The organism is Acaryochloris sp. 'Moss Beach' (assembly GCF_021497025.1).
Taxonomy (GTDB): Bacteria; Cyanobacteriota; Cyanobacteriia; order Thermosynechococcales; family Thermosynechococcaceae; genus Acaryochloris; species Acaryochloris marina_A.
In genome coordinates, this window is sequence record NZ_CP071717.1 from 3,917,324 (window position 1) to 3,934,853 (window position 17,530).

Annotated in this window: 19 protein-coding genes; 10 read left to right on the forward strand and 9 right to left on the reverse strand. The window is 46.7% G+C overall.

Annotation, left to right across the window (positions count from 1 at the left end; translation table 11 throughout):
- Positions 1-46: 46 nt before the first annotated feature.
- Together HRE53_RS18525 and HRE53_RS18530 are read right to left on the reverse strand one after the other, a co-directional pair.
- The gene (locus HRE53_RS18525) at positions 47-541 is read right to left on the reverse strand and encodes a hypothetical protein (protein ID WP_235107502.1); all 495 of its coding nucleotides are present in this window, start codon (positions 539-541) and stop codon (positions 47-49) included.
- Between the two features lie 210 nt (positions 542-751).
- Positions 752-1,087: a hypothetical protein gene (locus HRE53_RS18530; RefSeq protein ID WP_212664753.1), complete on the reverse strand. Its 336-nt coding sequence runs from the start codon at positions 1,085-1,087 to the stop codon at positions 752-754.
- 205 nt (positions 1,088-1,292) lie between these two features.
- Here HRE53_RS18530 and HRE53_RS18535 point away from each other — a divergent pair, with 205 nt between their 5' ends.
- The 5 genes from HRE53_RS18535 to HRE53_RS18555 all read left to right on the forward strand — a co-directional run bounded on the left by HRE53_RS18535 (position 1,293) and on the right by HRE53_RS18555 (position 3,817).
- Positions 1,293-1,718: an alr0857 family protein gene (locus HRE53_RS18535; protein WP_235107503.1), complete on the forward strand. Its 426-nt coding sequence runs from the start codon at positions 1,293-1,295 to the stop codon at positions 1,716-1,718.
- Positions 1,719-1,793: 75 nt separating this feature from the next.
- Entirely contained in the window at positions 1,794-2,384 is a 591-nt protein-coding gene (locus tag HRE53_RS18540) for a DUF3177 family protein (protein WP_212664755.1), read from the forward strand.
- A 32-nt stretch (positions 2,385-2,416) separates the two neighbouring features.
- Complete coding sequence (locus HRE53_RS18545; RefSeq protein ID WP_212664756.1) at positions 2,417-2,710, forward strand: hypothetical protein; 294 nt, start codon at positions 2,417-2,419, stop codon at positions 2,708-2,710.
- A gap of 256 nt (positions 2,711-2,966) precedes the next feature.
- The gene (locus HRE53_RS18550; protein ID WP_235107504.1) at positions 2,967-3,551 is read left to right on the forward strand and encodes a tetratricopeptide repeat protein; all 585 of its coding nucleotides are present in this window, start codon (positions 2,967-2,969) and stop codon (positions 3,549-3,551) included.
- Positions 3,552-3,556: 5 nt separating this feature from the next.
- Positions 3,557-3,817: a chlororespiratory reduction protein 7 gene (locus tag HRE53_RS18555; protein ID WP_235107505.1), complete on the forward strand. Its 261-nt coding sequence runs from the start codon at positions 3,557-3,559 to the stop codon at positions 3,815-3,817.
- A 100-nt stretch (positions 3,818-3,917) separates the two neighbouring features.
- On the opposite strand, the gene HRE53_RS18560 is transcribed toward HRE53_RS18555, so the two are convergent.
- A complete protein-coding gene (locus HRE53_RS18560) occupies positions 3,918-4,520 on the reverse strand; it encodes a M23 family metallopeptidase (protein ID WP_212664759.1) in 603 nt (200 codons plus the stop codon).
- A 360-nt stretch (positions 4,521-4,880) separates the two neighbouring features.
- Here HRE53_RS18560 and HRE53_RS18565 point away from each other — a divergent pair, with 360 nt between their 5' ends.
- Complete coding sequence (locus HRE53_RS18565) at positions 4,881-6,641, forward strand: ABC transporter ATP-binding protein (RefSeq protein ID WP_212664760.1); 1,761 nt, start codon at positions 4,881-4,883, stop codon at positions 6,639-6,641.
- Between the two features lie 54 nt (positions 6,642-6,695).
- Here HRE53_RS18565 and HRE53_RS18570 read toward each other — a convergent pair whose 3' ends face one another.
- Complete coding sequence (locus tag HRE53_RS18570; protein ID WP_235107506.1) at positions 6,696-7,265, reverse strand: hypothetical protein; 570 nt, start codon at positions 7,263-7,265, stop codon at positions 6,696-6,698.
- A gap of 117 nt (positions 7,266-7,382) precedes the next feature.
- Positions 7,383-8,111, reverse strand: coding sequence for a triose-phosphate isomerase (gene tpiA, locus HRE53_RS18575; protein ID WP_212664762.1), 729 nt, complete (start codon positions 8,109-8,111; stop codon positions 7,383-7,385).
- 400 nt (positions 8,112-8,511) lie between these two features.
- On the opposite strand from tpiA, the gene HRE53_RS18580 reads away from it, so the two are divergent.
- From HRE53_RS18580 to HRE53_RS18595, 4 genes are all read left to right on the forward strand, one after another.
- Entirely contained in the window at positions 8,512-9,441 is a 930-nt protein-coding gene (locus HRE53_RS18580; protein ID WP_212664763.1) for a LysR family transcriptional regulator, read from the forward strand.
- Positions 9,442-9,522: 81 nt separating this feature from the next.
- Positions 9,523-10,575 (forward strand): anthranilate phosphoribosyltransferase family protein, encoded by a 1,053-nt coding sequence (locus tag HRE53_RS18585; protein WP_235107507.1) that lies wholly within the window; start codon positions 9,523-9,525, stop codon positions 10,573-10,575.
- A gap of 68 nt (positions 10,576-10,643) precedes the next feature.
- Positions 10,644-11,249, forward strand: coding sequence for a molybdenum cofactor guanylyltransferase (locus tag HRE53_RS18590; protein ID WP_212664765.1), 606 nt, complete (start codon positions 10,644-10,646; stop codon positions 11,247-11,249).
- Between the two features lie 4 nt (positions 11,250-11,253).
- The gene (locus HRE53_RS18595) at positions 11,254-11,736 is read left to right on the forward strand and encodes a nitrate reductase associated protein (protein WP_212664766.1); all 483 of its coding nucleotides are present in this window, start codon (positions 11,254-11,256) and stop codon (positions 11,734-11,736) included.
- Positions 11,737-11,739: 3 nt separating this feature from the next.
- Here HRE53_RS18595 and HRE53_RS18600 read toward each other — a convergent pair whose 3' ends face one another.
- From HRE53_RS18600 to HRE53_RS18615, 4 genes are all read right to left on the reverse strand, one after another.
- Positions 11,740-12,921 carry a hypothetical protein gene (locus tag HRE53_RS18600; RefSeq protein WP_235107508.1) on the reverse strand — a complete coding sequence of 394 codons (1,182 nt, stop codon included), beginning with the start codon at positions 12,919-12,921 and terminating at the stop codon, positions 11,740-11,742.
- 348 nt (positions 12,922-13,269) lie between these two features.
- Complete coding sequence (locus HRE53_RS18605; RefSeq protein WP_235107509.1) at positions 13,270-14,253, reverse strand: hypothetical protein; 984 nt, start codon at positions 14,251-14,253, stop codon at positions 13,270-13,272.
- Positions 14,254-14,510: 257 nt separating this feature from the next.
- Positions 14,511-15,878 (reverse strand): APC family permease, encoded by a 1,368-nt coding sequence (locus HRE53_RS18610; RefSeq protein ID WP_235107510.1) that lies wholly within the window; start codon positions 15,876-15,878, stop codon positions 14,511-14,513.
- Positions 15,879-16,180: 302 nt separating this feature from the next.
- Positions 16,181-17,332 (reverse strand): acyltransferase family protein, encoded by a 1,152-nt coding sequence (locus tag HRE53_RS18615; RefSeq protein ID WP_235107511.1) that lies wholly within the window; start codon positions 17,330-17,332, stop codon positions 16,181-16,183.
- Positions 17,333-17,530 lie beyond the last annotated feature (198 nt).

The window sequence follows — 17,530 nt, forward strand, 5'->3', positions numbered from 1 at the left end:
TGAACGTAAATTTAGAAAACCTTGGAGTGGAGAAAGTTAACGTAGCTTAGGGCTCATCCACAGTAACGGTATAGCGAAATTGTTGCCCTCTTTCAAAAGCACCCACCCAAATTGAATACTTTCCTGCAGGAAGTTGATCCGCAATCCAACCCGCATCTTTCCCTTGAGCCGAGTCATCCAGGCAATAGAGGCGATTTTTGGGTCCTTTAATCAGTAGGGTTGTGTCTCGTCTGCTATTGACTTGCAAACGTAGCTTGTTCACCTTTTTCGTCAAAACCAGCACATGATCTGGACTAGGAGAGCCATACCCCAAGCACATATTTCTCTGCATATCTCGCTCCCCCACAACTCGATGAAGCGCAATGGCTCCTTTTGCATAGCCTTTTACAGTTTTGGAACTGAATCCAGGCGATAAACTGAGACTGGCAAAATTAGCCGGATTGGCATTCACAGCAGGCCCCTTACCGCCCATCCCCACCATCAGCAGCAACGCTGTCATGGGAATCTGCCATCGGTCCCACCCTTTTCTACGATTATTCATAACTTGCACCTCAACGCCCACATCAAGGGCGTCATTTGAGTTGGGTAGACGTGCACACTTTGGAAAAGTTGCTCTCTATCTCAAGCGTGCCCAGATAGCCCCCTTATTCTGTGCGTTAAGTTTATAAATCGTCAGAATCTCCAGACTTTTTTTAGAGTGATCGCAAGGTCTAACTCAATCCCATTCTGAACGCAATCATTACGCAAAACCTTATGCTGACAGGCTACCTGAACTGAGGGGAATCAGTACCCCTTCTGTTGTTAATCCCAGTTGGATAGACTCTTGAGAGCGAATCGCTCTGCCCGTTAAAGCACAACGGGTGTCTGCCTGAGCGATAGCGGGAAATGATGCAGAGATTTGTGACAGTTCAACGGTAGGGGTAAAGTCCCCCGATTTTTGCTGAACATAGTTCCAAAGAATATCGCGAATTAGCGCTTGATAGCCCTGATGGCCAGAGAGGTTTTTAAGTTTATCCTTCAATTCTCGCTCCAACCGAATACTGGTGACTTGCATCTCAGTGGTAGGGACGGAATGAGTGATAGACATTTACAGTTCCTCTAAATAAACTAAACAACGTAGACAAATTGTACTACGATTGTAGTATATTTGACCTGATTACCGCATTAGGCTACAAGTGAATGTCAAAAGCGTCTATATGCTGAGTTTAATCCAGTCAAGATTTTAGAACTAGTTCTTAATAATAGTCAGTTTTCAGGGAGTTAGGTCATCAATTTAGCGGGGGCTGTGGGACATGTTGAAATTTAACTATGGCAAGCAAGGCACTATTTTAGAATCCGTCGCTGATCCGATTGAAGACGTTATCAATCGGCGTGTTGTCTTAGCCATGCGATCTGCCCAACCTATCCATATGGAACCTAGCTTTGTATCCCTGATTGTGCCTTCTGAGATTCCTGAAGTCAGAGCTTTGGCCTTTGAACTTACTCAAGGGCATTGTGATGCCGTCTCTTTAAGCACCCAGGAGTCTCTCTCAGACTCATCTCCAGAATCGGTAGTACCGTCAGACTTCATCAGCCACGATATTGAAGTTATTATGCGCGGGGTTTGGTTGACCCACCATCCTGATGCCGAAGAAGGTGTATTTTTTACATCCCTAACCACTGAAATCGAAGAGCAAATTGAAGAACTGTGGACCTACCAACCCGTTACCTCATCCTAGCCCCCACTGCAGATTGACTTTTAAGGGGCCAATTCTGGGTAGAGTAGATATGCTGAACCAACGTTTGAGAACTTTATGTCCATTGAAATGTTACGAACGCTAGTATGGACAGATTGCCGACTGGCGCTCGTCTTTTTAGTGTTTTTCCCCTTAGGTTTATTGGTGTGGGCCATTATTGAAAATGCCCAACCCATTAGCCGGCTTTTGGTCATCTACTGGCGAGTCGCCAGTTTATTGCTCATCACCATGTATTTGATGATGGCCCAAGTCCCCCTCAGCTTTGTGACACTCTTTCTCGCTCTGCTTCTGGTTCCAGTCAGTCTCTGGTTTTGGGTGGATCTTAATGAAGAAATCGATGATCGTCGTGGCAAGTTAAAACTAGCCTTGACCTCGTGGCGATGGGCTACGTCTCTTTTTTGCCTTATTTCTGCTGCAGCATTAGTCCCCTCTCTAGGGTGTGCGGGGTCTAAAACTGCGATCGCAGCGGATCAATGTCAGGTTTGGTTAGAACCTGCCTATGGGGTTGCATCGATGGTTCATGCTAGCTCTGGTGTCAGTCGGATTAACATCTTAGCCACCCTCTCATTGATTCTCTATGGATTTTACTTCGGCTATTTTTTGCTATTCCGCTTATCGAAGCAAGGCCGTTCAGCCACAGGTTACTAATCGATTCATTACATTCTTAAGCACGTTGAGCCATGGCAATCGGGGATAGGTTAGAGCAATATACCCTTCAATGTCCTCAAGAAGTATTGATTGTTAAAGCGGAGGTTGCAGGTGAACCGGATGAGATCGCTATTTTTAGGGGTTTTTCTAGTTCACTGATGCGACCGACAGCTTTTGATGTCGATACTCCTATCTTGCCTGAGGATGCCACCATTCTCTCCATTGACCGGTTACAAGGCCCTTACGATCCAGCCCATCCACAATATTTACAGCAGGGGCTTTCATGGGAAGACTTTCTGCCTCACTTAACTCAATTGGGTTTGTAGACTCAGATTGCTCTTTATTACAACCTTCTTCAAATGCCAATGTTACAAAATTTGGCATCGATATTCTCATGGCTATATCCAGCCGAGGAAAACTACTGCGAATCAAGACCTCATCAGGTCTGTCTTAGATCAGAAAAACTCAACGTATCAATCACTCGGTAACCCACACCTCTTCACTGGTACAAGATGATTAGTGAGTTTGATAGGCTGTAAGAATATCAAGAATGTATCAAGGAACTGTTGAAAGCAAACGACAATGGATAATTCTTTAGCAACCCTCTATTTGACACTTTTCTTGGTCTTACTCTGCTTCGCAGGGTGGTTTGTGTTTCGCCAAGTTTTAAGAACACGCAAGAATGAACTCACCATTTCCAAGCTAGAAAGCAAATTCAAAAAAGATATCGGTACGGTCGAAGAATATTTCGAGCTAGGTAGTATCTATTTGCAGAAAAAGCTTTTCGTCCAAGCTGTGACCCAACTCAAAAAGGCGCTGAAGGCCGCTGAAGATGAGGTTGGCACCCTTCCTTCAGAAGAAGACGATGCTGAGGTTTCAGAAAGCAATCCGACCATCGAACCCTTAGCTCCGTTATATAACGCTCTAGGCTATGCCTACTTCGGCCAAGAACAATTTGATTTAGCCATTCGGAATTATAAAGAAGCCCTGAAGTGTAAAACTGATTACCTAGTGGCAATGAACAATCTGGCCCATGCCTATGAGCGGAAAAAGCTTATGCGCCAGGCGTTAGACACCTATGATGAGGTATTATCCCGAGATCCAAAGAACGATACAGCTAAGCGCCGATCTAGATCGCTCCGCAAGCAAGTTACGGTTTCAGGGTAAGTCAAATGCCAGATTCCCTAATGTATGGCGATGATGATATGTACGTTGTGCTGGAAACCAACCAGCCAGAAAAATTTCTAACGGCAGCAGAACTGATCGTCAAACTAGAGTCTGTTTTATCGACACAGCAGGACGACCTTCCTCCAGATCTTCAAGGGATGTCAACCATTCCAGAACAAGCCAAACATCTGGCCTCAACTGCTTGTGAGCTAGATCTGGGACCTGGTGAATTTTTGCAATGGTATGTTGTGCGCCTAGAAAAGTAAACAAATTGTCGAGCAGAAATACGTATTTCTGCTCGACAATTTGTTTAAGCAGTTCGAATTAAGTGGTCATTCTGAACTGATTAATTTGAGATGATATTCACTATAATTTTTGGCTAATTGAACCGCGCTGAGCACGGTGCATCGCCCGTAGTACTGCGGCTGGATCGACCAGCTTGCCTTGATATTTAAGGGTCCAGTGAAGGTGGGGGCCCGTAGTACGTCCGGTCATTCCAACCCGACCAATGCGTTGGCCAGCTTTTACGGTTTGTCCTTGTCGAATACGCAATCCACCATCGACGATATATGGCCCTCTGCTATCTCTGGCAACATAGCCTTTCATGTGGCAATAGACATGAATCCAAGACCCAGACTGGACGCGAACAGAAGTGCCACAAGCTGTCTTGCCTGAAACTCTGATCACTCGCCCAGACCACCAGTTGCGAATGTAGCTCCCATTGGGAGCTGCAAAATCGAGGCCTGTATGAAATTCGGTTGAATAGCCTCCTGTCGGAGACGAACGATAGCCAAACGGAGAGGTATATCCCTGAAAATTCTCCACCGGGAAGGAGCCATTGCGCCAGATAGAGGTACCTACTGCAACTTGAGGCGGCTGATTACCTATAGCCTTTGGCCCTATAGCTGCTACCACATTTAATCCAACGACACTTGCACCAACGGCAGATAACCAGCGGTTGCGTTTCATTGCGGAACTCCTTTGCAAATGACCCCAACTTGCCCAACCGGCAACGGTCTAATCACGAATAACAATAAAGAAAACATGAACTCCCTTATAGCGTCATGCCTAGCGTCTGTCAATGTCTTTGGGCCAAACTGCTGACCAAATGACACAATTACAACCCTTTTTGGATGACTTTGAGTCCGACCTTCGATCTAATGACTACTCCAGTAAGTGCCCAGTTCCGTCTAATCTCAAGATTGACTCAGGATACACTTCTTCTTGGAGAATATTGCAACCCTACTGATTCAATCTTATAGAAGTCTTAAGGCTGTGAAATAGCAGGCCTTTTGTGAAGGAAAAGACGGGCAAGGTTAGACTGAAGCAATGGCTAAGACAACCGGTAAGTATTCTCGACTACACAAGTTAGTTCAATATCTTCAACCCCATTGGCGCAGCGTCTTTTTGGGCATTTTGGCGCTGTTCATTGTCAACAGTTTAGGAACCTACTTACCGCTGCTCATCCGCAATGCCATTGATGACTTAGAGATCGCCTTTAGTTTTGGTCCTATCCTCCACAACATTTTAGTCATTGCTGGCCTAGCCTCAATCATGTGGTGTTTCCGCATGGCCTCTCGGATTTTGTTATTTGGGACAGGCCGACAAGTCGAATTCGATCTCAAACAGCGAATTTTTGAGCACCTACTGTCTTTAGAGCCTTCTTACTTCGCCGAGAATACCGCAGGTGACCTGATTAATCGTGCCACTAGCGATGTGGATAATATTCGTCGTTTAGTAGGCTTTGCGGTCCTTAGCTTGGCCAACACCTTATTCGCCTATGCCCTACGATTGCCAGTCATGCTGGCCATCGATCCGGTATTGAGTCTAACTGCTATCGCAGTGTATCCCCTCATAATGCTGTTAGTTCAATTTTTTAGCCATCGTCTACGCAGTGAGCAATTAGCCGTGCAACAGGCTCTCTCCAATATGAGTGAGCTGGTCCAGGAAGATATGAGTGGCATCTCTTTAATTAAAATTTATGCCCAAGAAACCAATGAACAGTCAGAATTTCAACATCTGAATCAAGCGTTATTAACTGCCAATCTGAAGCTAGCCAAGACCCGGAATATTCTGTTCCCTGTTTTGGGGGGAATGGCGAGTATTAGCCTACTAGTGCTGCTGGCTTTTGGGAGTCGTTCAATTCCGTCCGGTGGTATTAGTGTCGGTGATTTTGTAGCCTTGCTGCTATATGTTGAGCAACTCATTTTCCCCACAGCCCTTTTAGGGTTCACCATTACTGCCTATCAACGGGGTGAAGTCAGTATTGATCGCATTGAAACCATTCTGGGGGTAGAACCTCACATTCAAAATACAGACCAATCCCAACGATTAGAGCAAGAGAAAGTTCAAGGCAAATTAATTGCAGAAAATCTCACTTTTACCTACCCAGGTGCTGCCGTCCCTTCGTTAAAACAGGTCTGTTTCCAAATTCAACCAGGAGAAACAGTTGCGATTGTGGGCCCCGTTGGCTCGGGAAAATCAACACTGGCTAACGCTTTACCCCGTTTATTAGACATTTCGTCAGGGCAACTCTTCGTTGATGGCCATGATGTGACCCAAGTGCATCTGCGCGACCTTAGAAATGCTATTGCCTATGTGCCCCAAGATAGTTTCCTATTCAGTACGAGTCTCAAAAATAATATTCGCTATGGCAATCCCCTCAGCGATGCATCAGACGTGGAATATGTGGCCAAGCAAGCTCAAATCCATGATGAGGTGTTGAACTTCCCCCAGCGATATAAAACTATTGTGGGAGAGCGGGGTATTACGCTATCTGGAGGGCAACGTCAGCGTACAGCACTATCGCGAGCGTTATTAGTGGATGCCCCTATCCTCATTTTGGATGATGCCTTGTCCAGTGTGGATAATCAAACGGCCACTGAAATCCTGAATAACTTATCAAGCGACACTCAGCGAAAGACCGTTGTGTTTATTTCTCATCAATTATCAGCAGCTGCGATCGCAGATCAGATCTTTGTGATGGATCAAGGCGAAATTGTCCAAATAGGAACTCACACTCATCTCGTCCAAAAGCCAGGGCTCTACCAAACCCTATGGAATAAGCAAAAACTAGAAGAACAACTGTAGTAGGTTTTTTGAGCAGACGCTGGGCTCATGCCAGATAAACCAAGGTAATCAGGGTTAACGCGCTTTCCCCTTCGACAGAGATTGTTCTGATTTCAATTTGATTAATTGCTTAAGGGTGGGAATGGGAAATAGCTGCGCCACTTGTTTATAAGGAGCCGTGATGCCATCTGGCCCCACAACATAGTGGATATTATCTTCATAGACACTATCAACCACCACACCGGCTTGATACGCCAAGGGATACCATTGCTCAAACTGGCGGTCAATTAATACCAGGGTGTTTTGAGCATTCACTCGATAGGCTTTCCCCACATACCCTGCGGTGTCATAAAAGATCTGATGGATATGTTGATCTAGCTTGACTTCATTTGGAATTTGCGGTCGGTAGAACGCTTTAATTTCTTCTTCAACGTCCAGTTCTTGTAGACGAGTATGTAAACCCTGCTTATCGTCAGAAAAATAAGCCTCCCGAGCTTGCCCATCCTGCAAGAACTTGAGAATAATCCCAACAGGAACTCCCTGAACCGTCAGGGAAGGCCCCACAACAATAGTAGTCAGGACAGTGATCACAACTAGCCCTGCTCCCAGCTTGAGAAGAGTCGCTCGGATGGTTTTCTTAGCCATACCCTTAGTCTAGCGATTTAGTCTCAAATTGTTGGTATCTTAGATGCTCAGGCAGCACGTTTTTTTAGATATCTACAAGCGGAGTTGGAGGGCATGGAATTGCCCTCCAAAACTTAATCATGACTGATAATTAACGACTCGTGCGAAACCGTCTCCCGCTAGACTAGCACCACCAACTAGGGCACCGTCTATCTCTGGCTGGGCCATAATTTCATCCACATTATCTGGCTTAACAGACCCACCATATTGAATGGTGACATCGGGGTTTGTTAAACGAGAGCGGATCAAACCAATCACCCGATTCGCTTCACTACTTTCACAGGTATCCCCTGTACCAATGGCCCAAATGGGTTCGTAGGCAATAATCAAGTTCTTTTGATCGACACCCACCAGACCTTTTTCAAGCTGTTCAAAGATAACGGCTTCCGTCTCATTGGCATCTCGCTGAGCCTTTGATTCACCCACACATAGAATGGGAGTGAGACGATGACCTTGAGCAGCCTTGAGTCGCTGATTAACGGTGGCATCCGTTTCACCAAAGAACTGGCGACGTTCACTGTGGCCAACGACGACATATCGCACCCCAGTTTCTAGCAGCATTGGCCCGGAGATTTCGCCGGTAAAAGCGCCTGTGTCTTCCCAGTGGATATTTTGCGCCCCGACTTGCACCCGACTGCCATGTAAGTTTTTGGAGAGGGCTGTCAGTGTGGTGAAAGGTGCACAGAGAATCACATCTCGATCTTCAGGGGTATCTTGTAGCAGGGGAAGAAAGGCTTGCAAAAACTCCAGGGCTTCTGCCTGGGTTTTGTGCATTTTCCAGTTGCCTGCGATCGCAATTTTTCGCACGGTAGTTTTATCTAAGTTCCGATTAAAGTTAATGCACTATTAAGTGTAAGGGCTTGGGTGACGCATTACTAGGACTGAGAAATAGAACCCTTGCCCGGCTGATTGTGGACGATTGCGCTATCTAATATCTTTAGCCATCATTCTCACGGCATGAAACAAATACGTTCAGTCTATATCTTCAACAGCAGTTGGCACAGGTTACTGCTCCAATCAACAACACCTACCACGATGCCCCCGTGGCAAGCCTCGATGACTGTATCCGTTCGCTTATTAAGGATGTCTGAGGCCCTGTGGGAATTCACTTTCGCTAAAAACAATAACGAAGTTGTATCGCTTCTTACCGAATAGCCGGACCAAATTCGTTACTGTGCTTTCATGACTGTAATCTAGGCTACACTTCATGCGGCTCGAGCAACTGCAATCATTCTTATCCGTAGCCCAAACTGGGAGTTTCCAACAAGCGGCCAAAAAATGTGGGGTAACCCAATCAACCGTGAGTCGGCAAATTCAAGGACTGGAATCTGAATTAGGGTTACCCCTATTGCATCGAGGTGCTCAAAGCAAACTCACCTTGGCAGGGGATCAGCTACTCCCTCATGTCCGTAAAATTTTGACCGAATGGCAAGATGCCACCCAGGAGATCAATGACCTCCGCGCTGGTAAGCAGCCTGAACTATGCGTTGCAGCGATTCATTCTGTCTGCGCCCATTATTTACCACCGGTTCTCCAGAAGTTTTGTCAGCTTTACCCAGAAGTTCAATTGCGGGTCACATCCTTGGGAAGTGATCGATCCTTAAAAGTACTTCAAGATGGTTTGGTCGACTTGGCTATTGTGATGAATAATCCTCTACTCACCAGTCGATCCGAAAATGTGGTGGACTGGCTGTACAACGAGCCCATTCAAGTGCTGATGTCTTCAGAACATCCTTTGGCCTTCCATGCCGTTGTGCCTTGGCCTGAGTTGGCCAAGTTCCCTCAAGTCATGTTCAAAGATGGGTATGGGATGCAACGTCTGGTCCAGGATCAGTTCAAAAGTCAAGGATTGGATCTGAAAGCAGTCCTTGAACTCAATACCCTAGATGCATTTCGAGGTGTCATCCGCCAAGGAGAAATGATTTCCCTATTGCCTAGGGGGGCCTTAGTGGATTCTCTCCATGATCCCTCCCTAGCGATTCGAGACTTGGCAGCACCAGAAGCCAAGGATATGAATCCACAATTAAATCTGACCCGCGAAGTCGTGATGGTGACCACTCAGGACCGCTTGTTAATTCCACCTATTGCTAATTTTCGACGTTTGGTTCATGATTCATTCATCTCCAATATTCCATAAGGCCCATCAGAGGAGATGTGGGTTAATTGCTACACAGTATCAAGGAACCCCTTGATTCTAGAGTTGGCAAAGTAAATAGCCATGAGTCAGATTTTTCGAGAACTTTTAAAGAAAGTAGGTAGTGGGAGGCATACCAGTAAAGATTTAAGCAGAGTCGAAGCCCAAACCGCCCTGGAAATGATGTTGCGGCAAGAAGCCACTCCTGCTCAAATTGGGGCTTTTTTAATTGCTCACCGGATTAAACGACCCACGGGAATTGAGTTGGCTGGTTTTTTGGATGCCTATGAACATCTAGGTCCAGAGCTGTCAGCTGTATCTGCGCCCTCTCCAGTCATTGTGTTTAGCGTTCCCTATGATGGGCGCTCGCGCACGGCTCCCGTCTTACCCATTACTGCCTTGATCTTGGCCGCATCCGGCTGTCCTGTGCTGCTTCATGGCGGCGATCGGATGCCCACAAAATATGGGGTGCCGTTGGTTGATCTTTGGCAGGGATTAGGGGTGGATTGGTCCCATCGCTCCCTCGCTCAAATCCATCAGGTTCTATCGGAATGTGGCCTCGGATTTGTCTATTTACCGGAGCAGTTTCCTTTAGCCCAAGGCCTAGTAGAGTTTAGGGATCAAGTCGGGAAGCGTCCTCCTCTGGCTACCACAGAGTTGCTCTGGCAGCCCTACCTAGGGAAACACCATCTGATTGCAGGATTTGTCCATCCCCCCACGGAAAATATGATGCGAGAGGCGTTGGCCCTGAGAGGAACGGACCATTTCACAACGGTGAAAGGGTTGGAAGGGAGTTGTGATTTGCCCCGCGATCGCAAAGCAATACTGGGTCTCAATCAGCCGGCATCAGAGCCGACCTGGCAGCGCTTAATCCTCTCGGCTCGAGAGTATGACCTCGGGGGTCCTGAAATTCCCTACACCTCCACCGAGGAATTGCTAGAACAACTCCATGCCGTCTTAAATGGTCAAGCCTGCGAACTGATGTCTGCCGTCTTGTGGAATGCGGGCTTCTATCTTTGGCATGTGGGGATCAGCTCCACCTTGAATGAAGGGCTGCAAGCAGCCGAGAATTTATTAGTGAATGGAACAGCAAAACAAACCCTTGAACAAGTCCAAACGTTTCTAGCAGACCTGTAAGTTAATAACGCCTGGAGAAATATTTCTCCCGTTCATCATCGATTTTCCTCCGCCTTACTCAAGCTCCCATGAATCAGCCAACGTCACTCACTCAAAACAGTTATGTTGCCGGCTTAGTCTTGGCAGGGGGACGAAGTAGACGCATGGGGACTGATAAAGCATTGCTCTGCTGGCAAGGCATACCTATGCTCCAGCGGGCCTGTCAAGCTGCCCTACAGTGCTGCGATCTCGTTTATGTACTAACACCCTGGCCTGAACGCTATCAGCACGTCATACCATCATCCTGTATCGTCTTGCAGGAACACCAGCCCGATAGAGGTCCCTTAGTTGCATTATTAGCAGGATTGAATCAACTCCAAACGACTTGGGTACTTCTGCTAGCATGTGACTTGCCGCTCCTCCGTTCAGATATTCTCAGGGAATGGTTAACCTTATTGCCGAATACCCAAGCCTTAGCCCTAGTGCCCCATCAGCCTGATCAATGGGAACCCCTTTGCGGTTTCTACCATCATCAAAGCCGTTCATCATTGCAATCCTTCATCCAGCAAGGGGGGCAATCTTTTCAGCATTGGTTATCCAGTCTTCCAGCCCAGAAGATTACAACAAATGCCCAATCCCAAACAATGTTATGGAATTGCAACGCTCCCAACGATTTAATCCCACCTGAGGTTTAGTACCATGTCCACTCCACCAGATTTTCCAGCCGAAGATAGCCTCTTTTTCCAGTTTGAACAGGAATTTATAGACGATTTACGCTGTATTCCCATGATTGTCCGTTTCAAGCTTGACACCTGTGGAATCAAGCTGAAGCTCGCCCAATGGAATCAGTTTAGCGAAGATGAGCGAGAACAATTCGCCTTCCAGCCTTGTTCCTCAGAAGATGAAATCGAAGACTATCGAGAATTTCTCCAAGATTTGATCTTTATGTATTCAGAAACAGAAGCTGGTGAGGTGCCTGTTGATGAAAATCCGCCTTGGCTAGATGAGACTAAGATCCCATCTGATTTAGTGGAAAAAGCCAAGTCTTTCAAGGCCACTATTAGCCTCAAACAGTGGAAAAGCTTAAGTCCCCTGCAACGATTCGCCTTGATCAAGCTCAGTCGCCCCAGCCATGAAAACAACAACTTTGTGCCCGCTTTAAAAGAATTCCAGTTGGCATAGCCCCTACTGATCTGCAACCAGCACCACTTGTTCAATGGGGCGATCTCGCAATAGCCGTTTTGGTACCCCTCCGGGCTGGGTCGCGTAAATAGCACTGCCATTGGTATAAACAACACCACCGTTAGCATCAAGGTCATAGGAGATGACCCCATCTCCTATGACCTGGACCTCGCCATCTGGGCGCTGACATACGAGCTGCCAAGATCGGGGCACTAGAGCCGGTGAGTCTTCATCGCCAAACCGGCGATTTTTCTCTGCTTCGGCTTCTGTATTGATGACATTGCCCCAGATTAACAAGTCTTGCTTAGCTTGTATTTTGGGTTGACCAGGTTTTACTAATGGTTTCCCCGTATAGGCTTGGGTAAATACATTCAGCCATTCATAAATTGCCTGAATTAATCGAAAGGGCATCAGGAGAATATCTTTGAGTAGTGTCAAGATATTCAATCGACGTTGACGGGTTTGATACGGACGTCGAATATAGTACAGCGAGCTATCCGCAGCCATTTTGGGAGCTAGCAGGTCAAATTTGTCACTCTCTGCGACTGTCGTCATTTCTCCTGACTGAAAATCTAATTTTTCAATCGTAAAAGGGCTTTGCTCTAAGACAAACCCCTCTGAGTTTCGGGCAATACCGGCAGATTGAAAGACCAGTACTTTTTGATCCCCGGGCAGCCATTGCGGTGCTAGATCAATCGAATCTCCTACCGTTATCTCTTTGGGTCTGGCTCCATCAATTGGCATCACTGCGATATTCGCTGAACCATCTTTATGCATGACGGTACAGGCAAACTCACTTTTTTGGGGATGAACGTTCAAATGCTGAACTGCAAAATCGGAATTATGAAACAAACGCTGTTCTTTATCTTCCGTAGCATCTAGGGTAAACACGCCGGTCACATCTCCCACGGCCAGGGTATAGAGCAGTTGACCTGGACTGCAGGGACTCACGGATCGAATGGCGACGGGAAGTTTGGCTTCACCCATTGCTTCCATTTGTTGCAAGAAGGCTTGGGGGATCATTCCTGCCATGGGATTTTTATCCTTCCAAGCATTTCGCCGCTGACTTTTTAGGGTCCGGTCTTGTACATCTAGCCCAAATTGGCTATCAATTGTACGGACGGGGCTCTCGCCTAATTTGAGGTGTAATTTACCACCTGCAAGGTATGCAAAGTTAAGGCTCATAGGTGCAGGAATGAAATGTGGTGAATATCTACGATAGCAATTTTATCGATGACTGAATCAGTCTTTGTCCTCAAGGAATTGCGGCTACAACAGCGATCCTCAAAGAGAGTGGATTGCAGGGAGTATTGAAGACTGAAGGATAGAGTTGACCTGCATCCATCAAGCAAACACTCATGATAGGGAGAGAGAACAAGCTATATGCCCATCATCATGGGATATATCAGTATTCTGGGAAATAGGCTAAAGACCCGCTGAGTCATTGGCATCTGCTGAACAGCTTATCCCTGAGTACCTAGTGTTTCAGCCAAGCATCAGGGATAACTTTAAACAGAGGTAATTTGAACCGGATTAGCGTTTCACTTTAGCCAACATCAAGTTGGATTCATTCGGCCCAAAGTTATAGCCGATACCAAAATTGAGCCGCTGAATCTTGGCATTTTTCTGATAAATCTGATTGAGATCCGTTTGGTATTCTTCCGCTGTAAAGGGTGCCCGGGGTGCGGTGTAATTACCGTAAAAGGTTAGATTCCATTGGTTGTCATCAAACACTCGCACTGGCATTCCTGAATCGTCCTGTAACAAATTCGTGGCCTTCGCCAAGGTTAACTCTCGAATTTGTTTGAAGGTTGAGTCATAGTGCATCAAATAAGAGGCTGCTTTCAGATAAGTATTGGGCTGATCTAGATTATCGACAAACTGGGCCAACTGAGGGGTTTTCTTGAGACCATCATCCGAGAGATCCGTCGAAAAATAGTACAGGGTCCGAGGCTTATCCTCATCAGCAGCGGTGAACGTCACCTTCACTCCGGGAACCATCCCCTTAGCCTTCTCATTCGTGGATTGAACCGTCCCACTGCTATCAATGCCGATGTATTCCACATCCAACACTCGGTTATTGGTCCGAGCGAGAAATACCAATAGAACTGGCAGCACCCCTTGCTTCTGCAGATCCACCTTCATATCGTTGGTGCGGAAGAAACTATATTGCAGGATGGCAAATAACGAATTCTTCGCTTCTAAAAGCTTCAAATTTTGCTGTTCTGGGGATAGCTGGGAAAAATCAGGTAGCGGCCCCACGGGTTCTAGGGCAATCAAAACATATTCTTCGGCCTTGGGGAAAAATGTGTTGGCGTAGAGAATATCTGGCCCACTAAAGGGATAAAACAAGGGTTGGGTGGAGCGATGCAAATCAGCAATTTCGGTGGCCGCCCATTGACGGACCTTAGACAACTGTTGATCTTCTAGCTTGCCAAAGGCATCTTCTAAAAAACTATGGTGACTTACCCAAGTCGGTCGTTTTTGTACCTCACTAAATTCACTGTCCTCACCCACCTTCATCCCGGCTAATAGCTTAGAGATATCTGTCCAACGGGCTGCTTTGACTTCATCAATTTGAGGCGTAGTAGGCGTGGAACCGGGGGAGCCTTCGGGGGAGCCTTCGGGGGGAGGAGGAAGGGGCTGAGGCGGTCTCTGTTTTCGCCGAAGTAGTGGACTGATTAGAGGAATCGCAGGATTGGAGTCCTCCGCCCAACAGGAGAGCTGCCGTTAAGAGTAGAGATAAGCGCATATTTTTCATAATGGTTAGATGTCTATGCAAGTTTCTGCTTAGAGGCAATGAAATAGAGCGGGAGACCTAAAAGAATCGTTCCTAGGCCTGCCAAGGATTCCATCGGTTTTTGTTGAAGTAAAAACACCAGAACCCATACACTCATAGCGAGGAAAATTAAAGGAGTAATGGGATAGCCCCAGGTTTTGTAAGGGCGGGGTAAGTCTGGGAATCGGAAGCGAGACACAAACACACCTAACACGGTCAAAAAAGAAGACAGGATCAGCGTAAATTCCAAGTAGGCCAATACCGTTTCAAACTGCTTCATAATCACCAAGGCAATCACGATCGCCAGTTGGAGTAAGAGGGCATAGTAGGGAACGCCACTGCGGTTTTTCTTGGCCAAGATCTGGAAGAAAGGAATATCTTCGCCAATAGATTGAGTCACCCTCGGACCAGCCCAAACCATTGAGCTAATGGATGAAACTAGCCCCAAAGAGATAAACAGTGCCATCAACTCGGCTCCTGGAAACCCCAAAATGGGATTGCCCTTAAAGATTTGATCGGCAGCGATATAGCCGACTTCTAGCTTCCCAGCCATCAAATCGATGGGAGTGGTATAGAGAAAAATAAAGTTGATCAGCAGATATAAAACCATAACGATGGCGGTCCCCAGCAAAAGAGAGCGAGGTAGATTCTTCTCTGGGGATTTGACTTCGCTAGCTAAGTAAACCGCTGAATTCCAGCCTGAGTAAGAATAGGTGACATATACCAAGGAAATGGCAAAGGGGGCACTCATAATTTGGGAGAAATCGGCATTGGTGGGAGCAAAGCTAATCTCTTGGCCAGTTCCTAAAGTAAAACCGGCCACGACCAGAAACAAAATCAGGAGGATTTTGAGCAGGGTAAAAATCTGCTGAAAAGAGCTACCTAGCTTGAGATTCTGGGAGTGAATCAAGGTCACGAGGAGAACAACAACCAAGCCAATAATGGTGGGATCTGCCGAAGGAAATACTTTGGCAAAATAGGTGCCTAGAGCAATAGCCATCAGGGCAATAGGCGCAGCAAATCCAACAGTGACGGAGACCCAACCGGACAAGAAACCGATGACCGGATGGTAAATCTGAGAGAGGAAATGGTATTCACCGCCAGAGCGAGGCATGGATGCACCCAGTTCCCCATAAGCAAGGGCACCACAAAGGGCATAGACGCCCCCTGCTAACCACAGAAGCAGCAATGAAAATCCTGATTGAATACCTGCGACTTGAAATCCGAGACTGGTGAAAACCCCAATCCCAATCATGTTGGCAATCACCAAACAAGTCGCGGTAAACAGGGTGACCTGCCTGGACGTCTCTGGCGCCGCAACAGGCGCACTGTCGATGGAGTGAGATGGATTGAATCCGGTCATAAGTATCAGAAGAACTTGTCAGTAGCTAGAAATCTTTTGCAAGCTAGCGAACGCCGCTTGCCCCGACCATTCACCGTTTTTCTAGTGTTAACGGCGATCCTAGTCAGAGTTCTGACAAAGCGTACCCATCTATATGAGCAAATCTGACAACCCCCATATGAGGGCTTTATAAGGGGTCATAATTCAAGTTTTTGACGTTCAAATCCTGTCACTCCCCATTCAGTTGCAGAGGGAAGGACGCTGATACAACAAGCAGATGAATTGCTCTCAGGGATTAACTTCTGAGACAATGGATTCTGTGTTTAGATCTTGAAGAACCACTGTTGTCGATAAAGGACATAAGCCACGATCCACCAGAAACAGAGGGTGAGAAAAGCAAATAAGAAAGACCCAAAGTCCGGACTGGTCCAAGTCAAGAATAGATTTTGAAATAACCATGTAAAGGCATTGACGGCATCATCCCCGGACCCCAATTTGGTGAGGACTAAGACTTTAATCATCAACACTGAAGCAACAAACACCGCCAAGGAATTGAGACCTAACACCTCAAAAGGCTTACTCCAAAGACGAATCCGTCGGACTTCGATCAGTTCATAGCAAACCGCTAGCAGAATAAGCGAAATTCCGACGGTGAATAGCACATAGGAGCTCGTCCACAGCTTTTTGTTGATGGGGAACCAAAGACTCCATAACAATCCCAAGCCAGTACTGATCAAGCCATAGGAGGCGAGGGCCAGGCTTTGACGACTAGTTTTAATTTTGAGGCCACTGCCCCGTTTACGAATCCAGTCTCCAGCGAAATAGCCGAGTAGCACAGTTGCGATCGCAGGCAACGTACTGAATAATCCTTCTGGATCACCCATGGAATTAAACTGATCTCCCACATATAAGTGAGACGTCCCAATAATCAAGCGGTCAATATAGGCCCCAAAATTACCCGTGCGAGTCAGGTTGCCCGCCCCAAATTCTGGCACCGGGATAAACGAGAGTGCCAGCCAATACCCCACTAACAGCAGTCCAGTCATGACCCATTGGCTCTTACGGGGCAGCTTTAAGATCACGAATGCCGAGGCTAAATAGGTCAGACTAATCCGCTGCAGAATCCCCATCACCCGCAACGTACTGAAGTTATAGGACCAAAATCCGTTGAGAAATAGCCCCAAACCGAACAGAATCGCACTGCGGCGCAGGATTTTGAGGTAGACAGCCCGTTTGGGTTGAGTCAAAGAAGCCGTGTGTCTGGCCATGGAAAAAGCCATCGACGCACCCAAGACAAATAAGAAAAAAGGAAACACCAAATCTGCCAGGGTCCAACCATGCCAATCTGCATGGAGGAGTTGAGGATAAGCGTCTTTGACTAAACCTGACTGATTGACCAAAAGCATGCCGGCAATGGCGATCCCTCGAAACACATCCAAGGAACTAAAGCGTGACAAGGAAGAAGAATAGGTCATAGATCGTCTAGTAGCATCAGCCTGTATGCCAAGTGGCCTAGCAGTAGGGTCAATATTTACACGTTGAGAGACATCCTACTGGTATTCGTTCCCGCTCTAAACAAAGAGAGTTACATTCTTTAAGGATTCCAGCTCCACATTCTAGAACTATTCTGCTGTGCTGTTCATTCTTAAGGAACAGTGAAGATCTTAGACCAG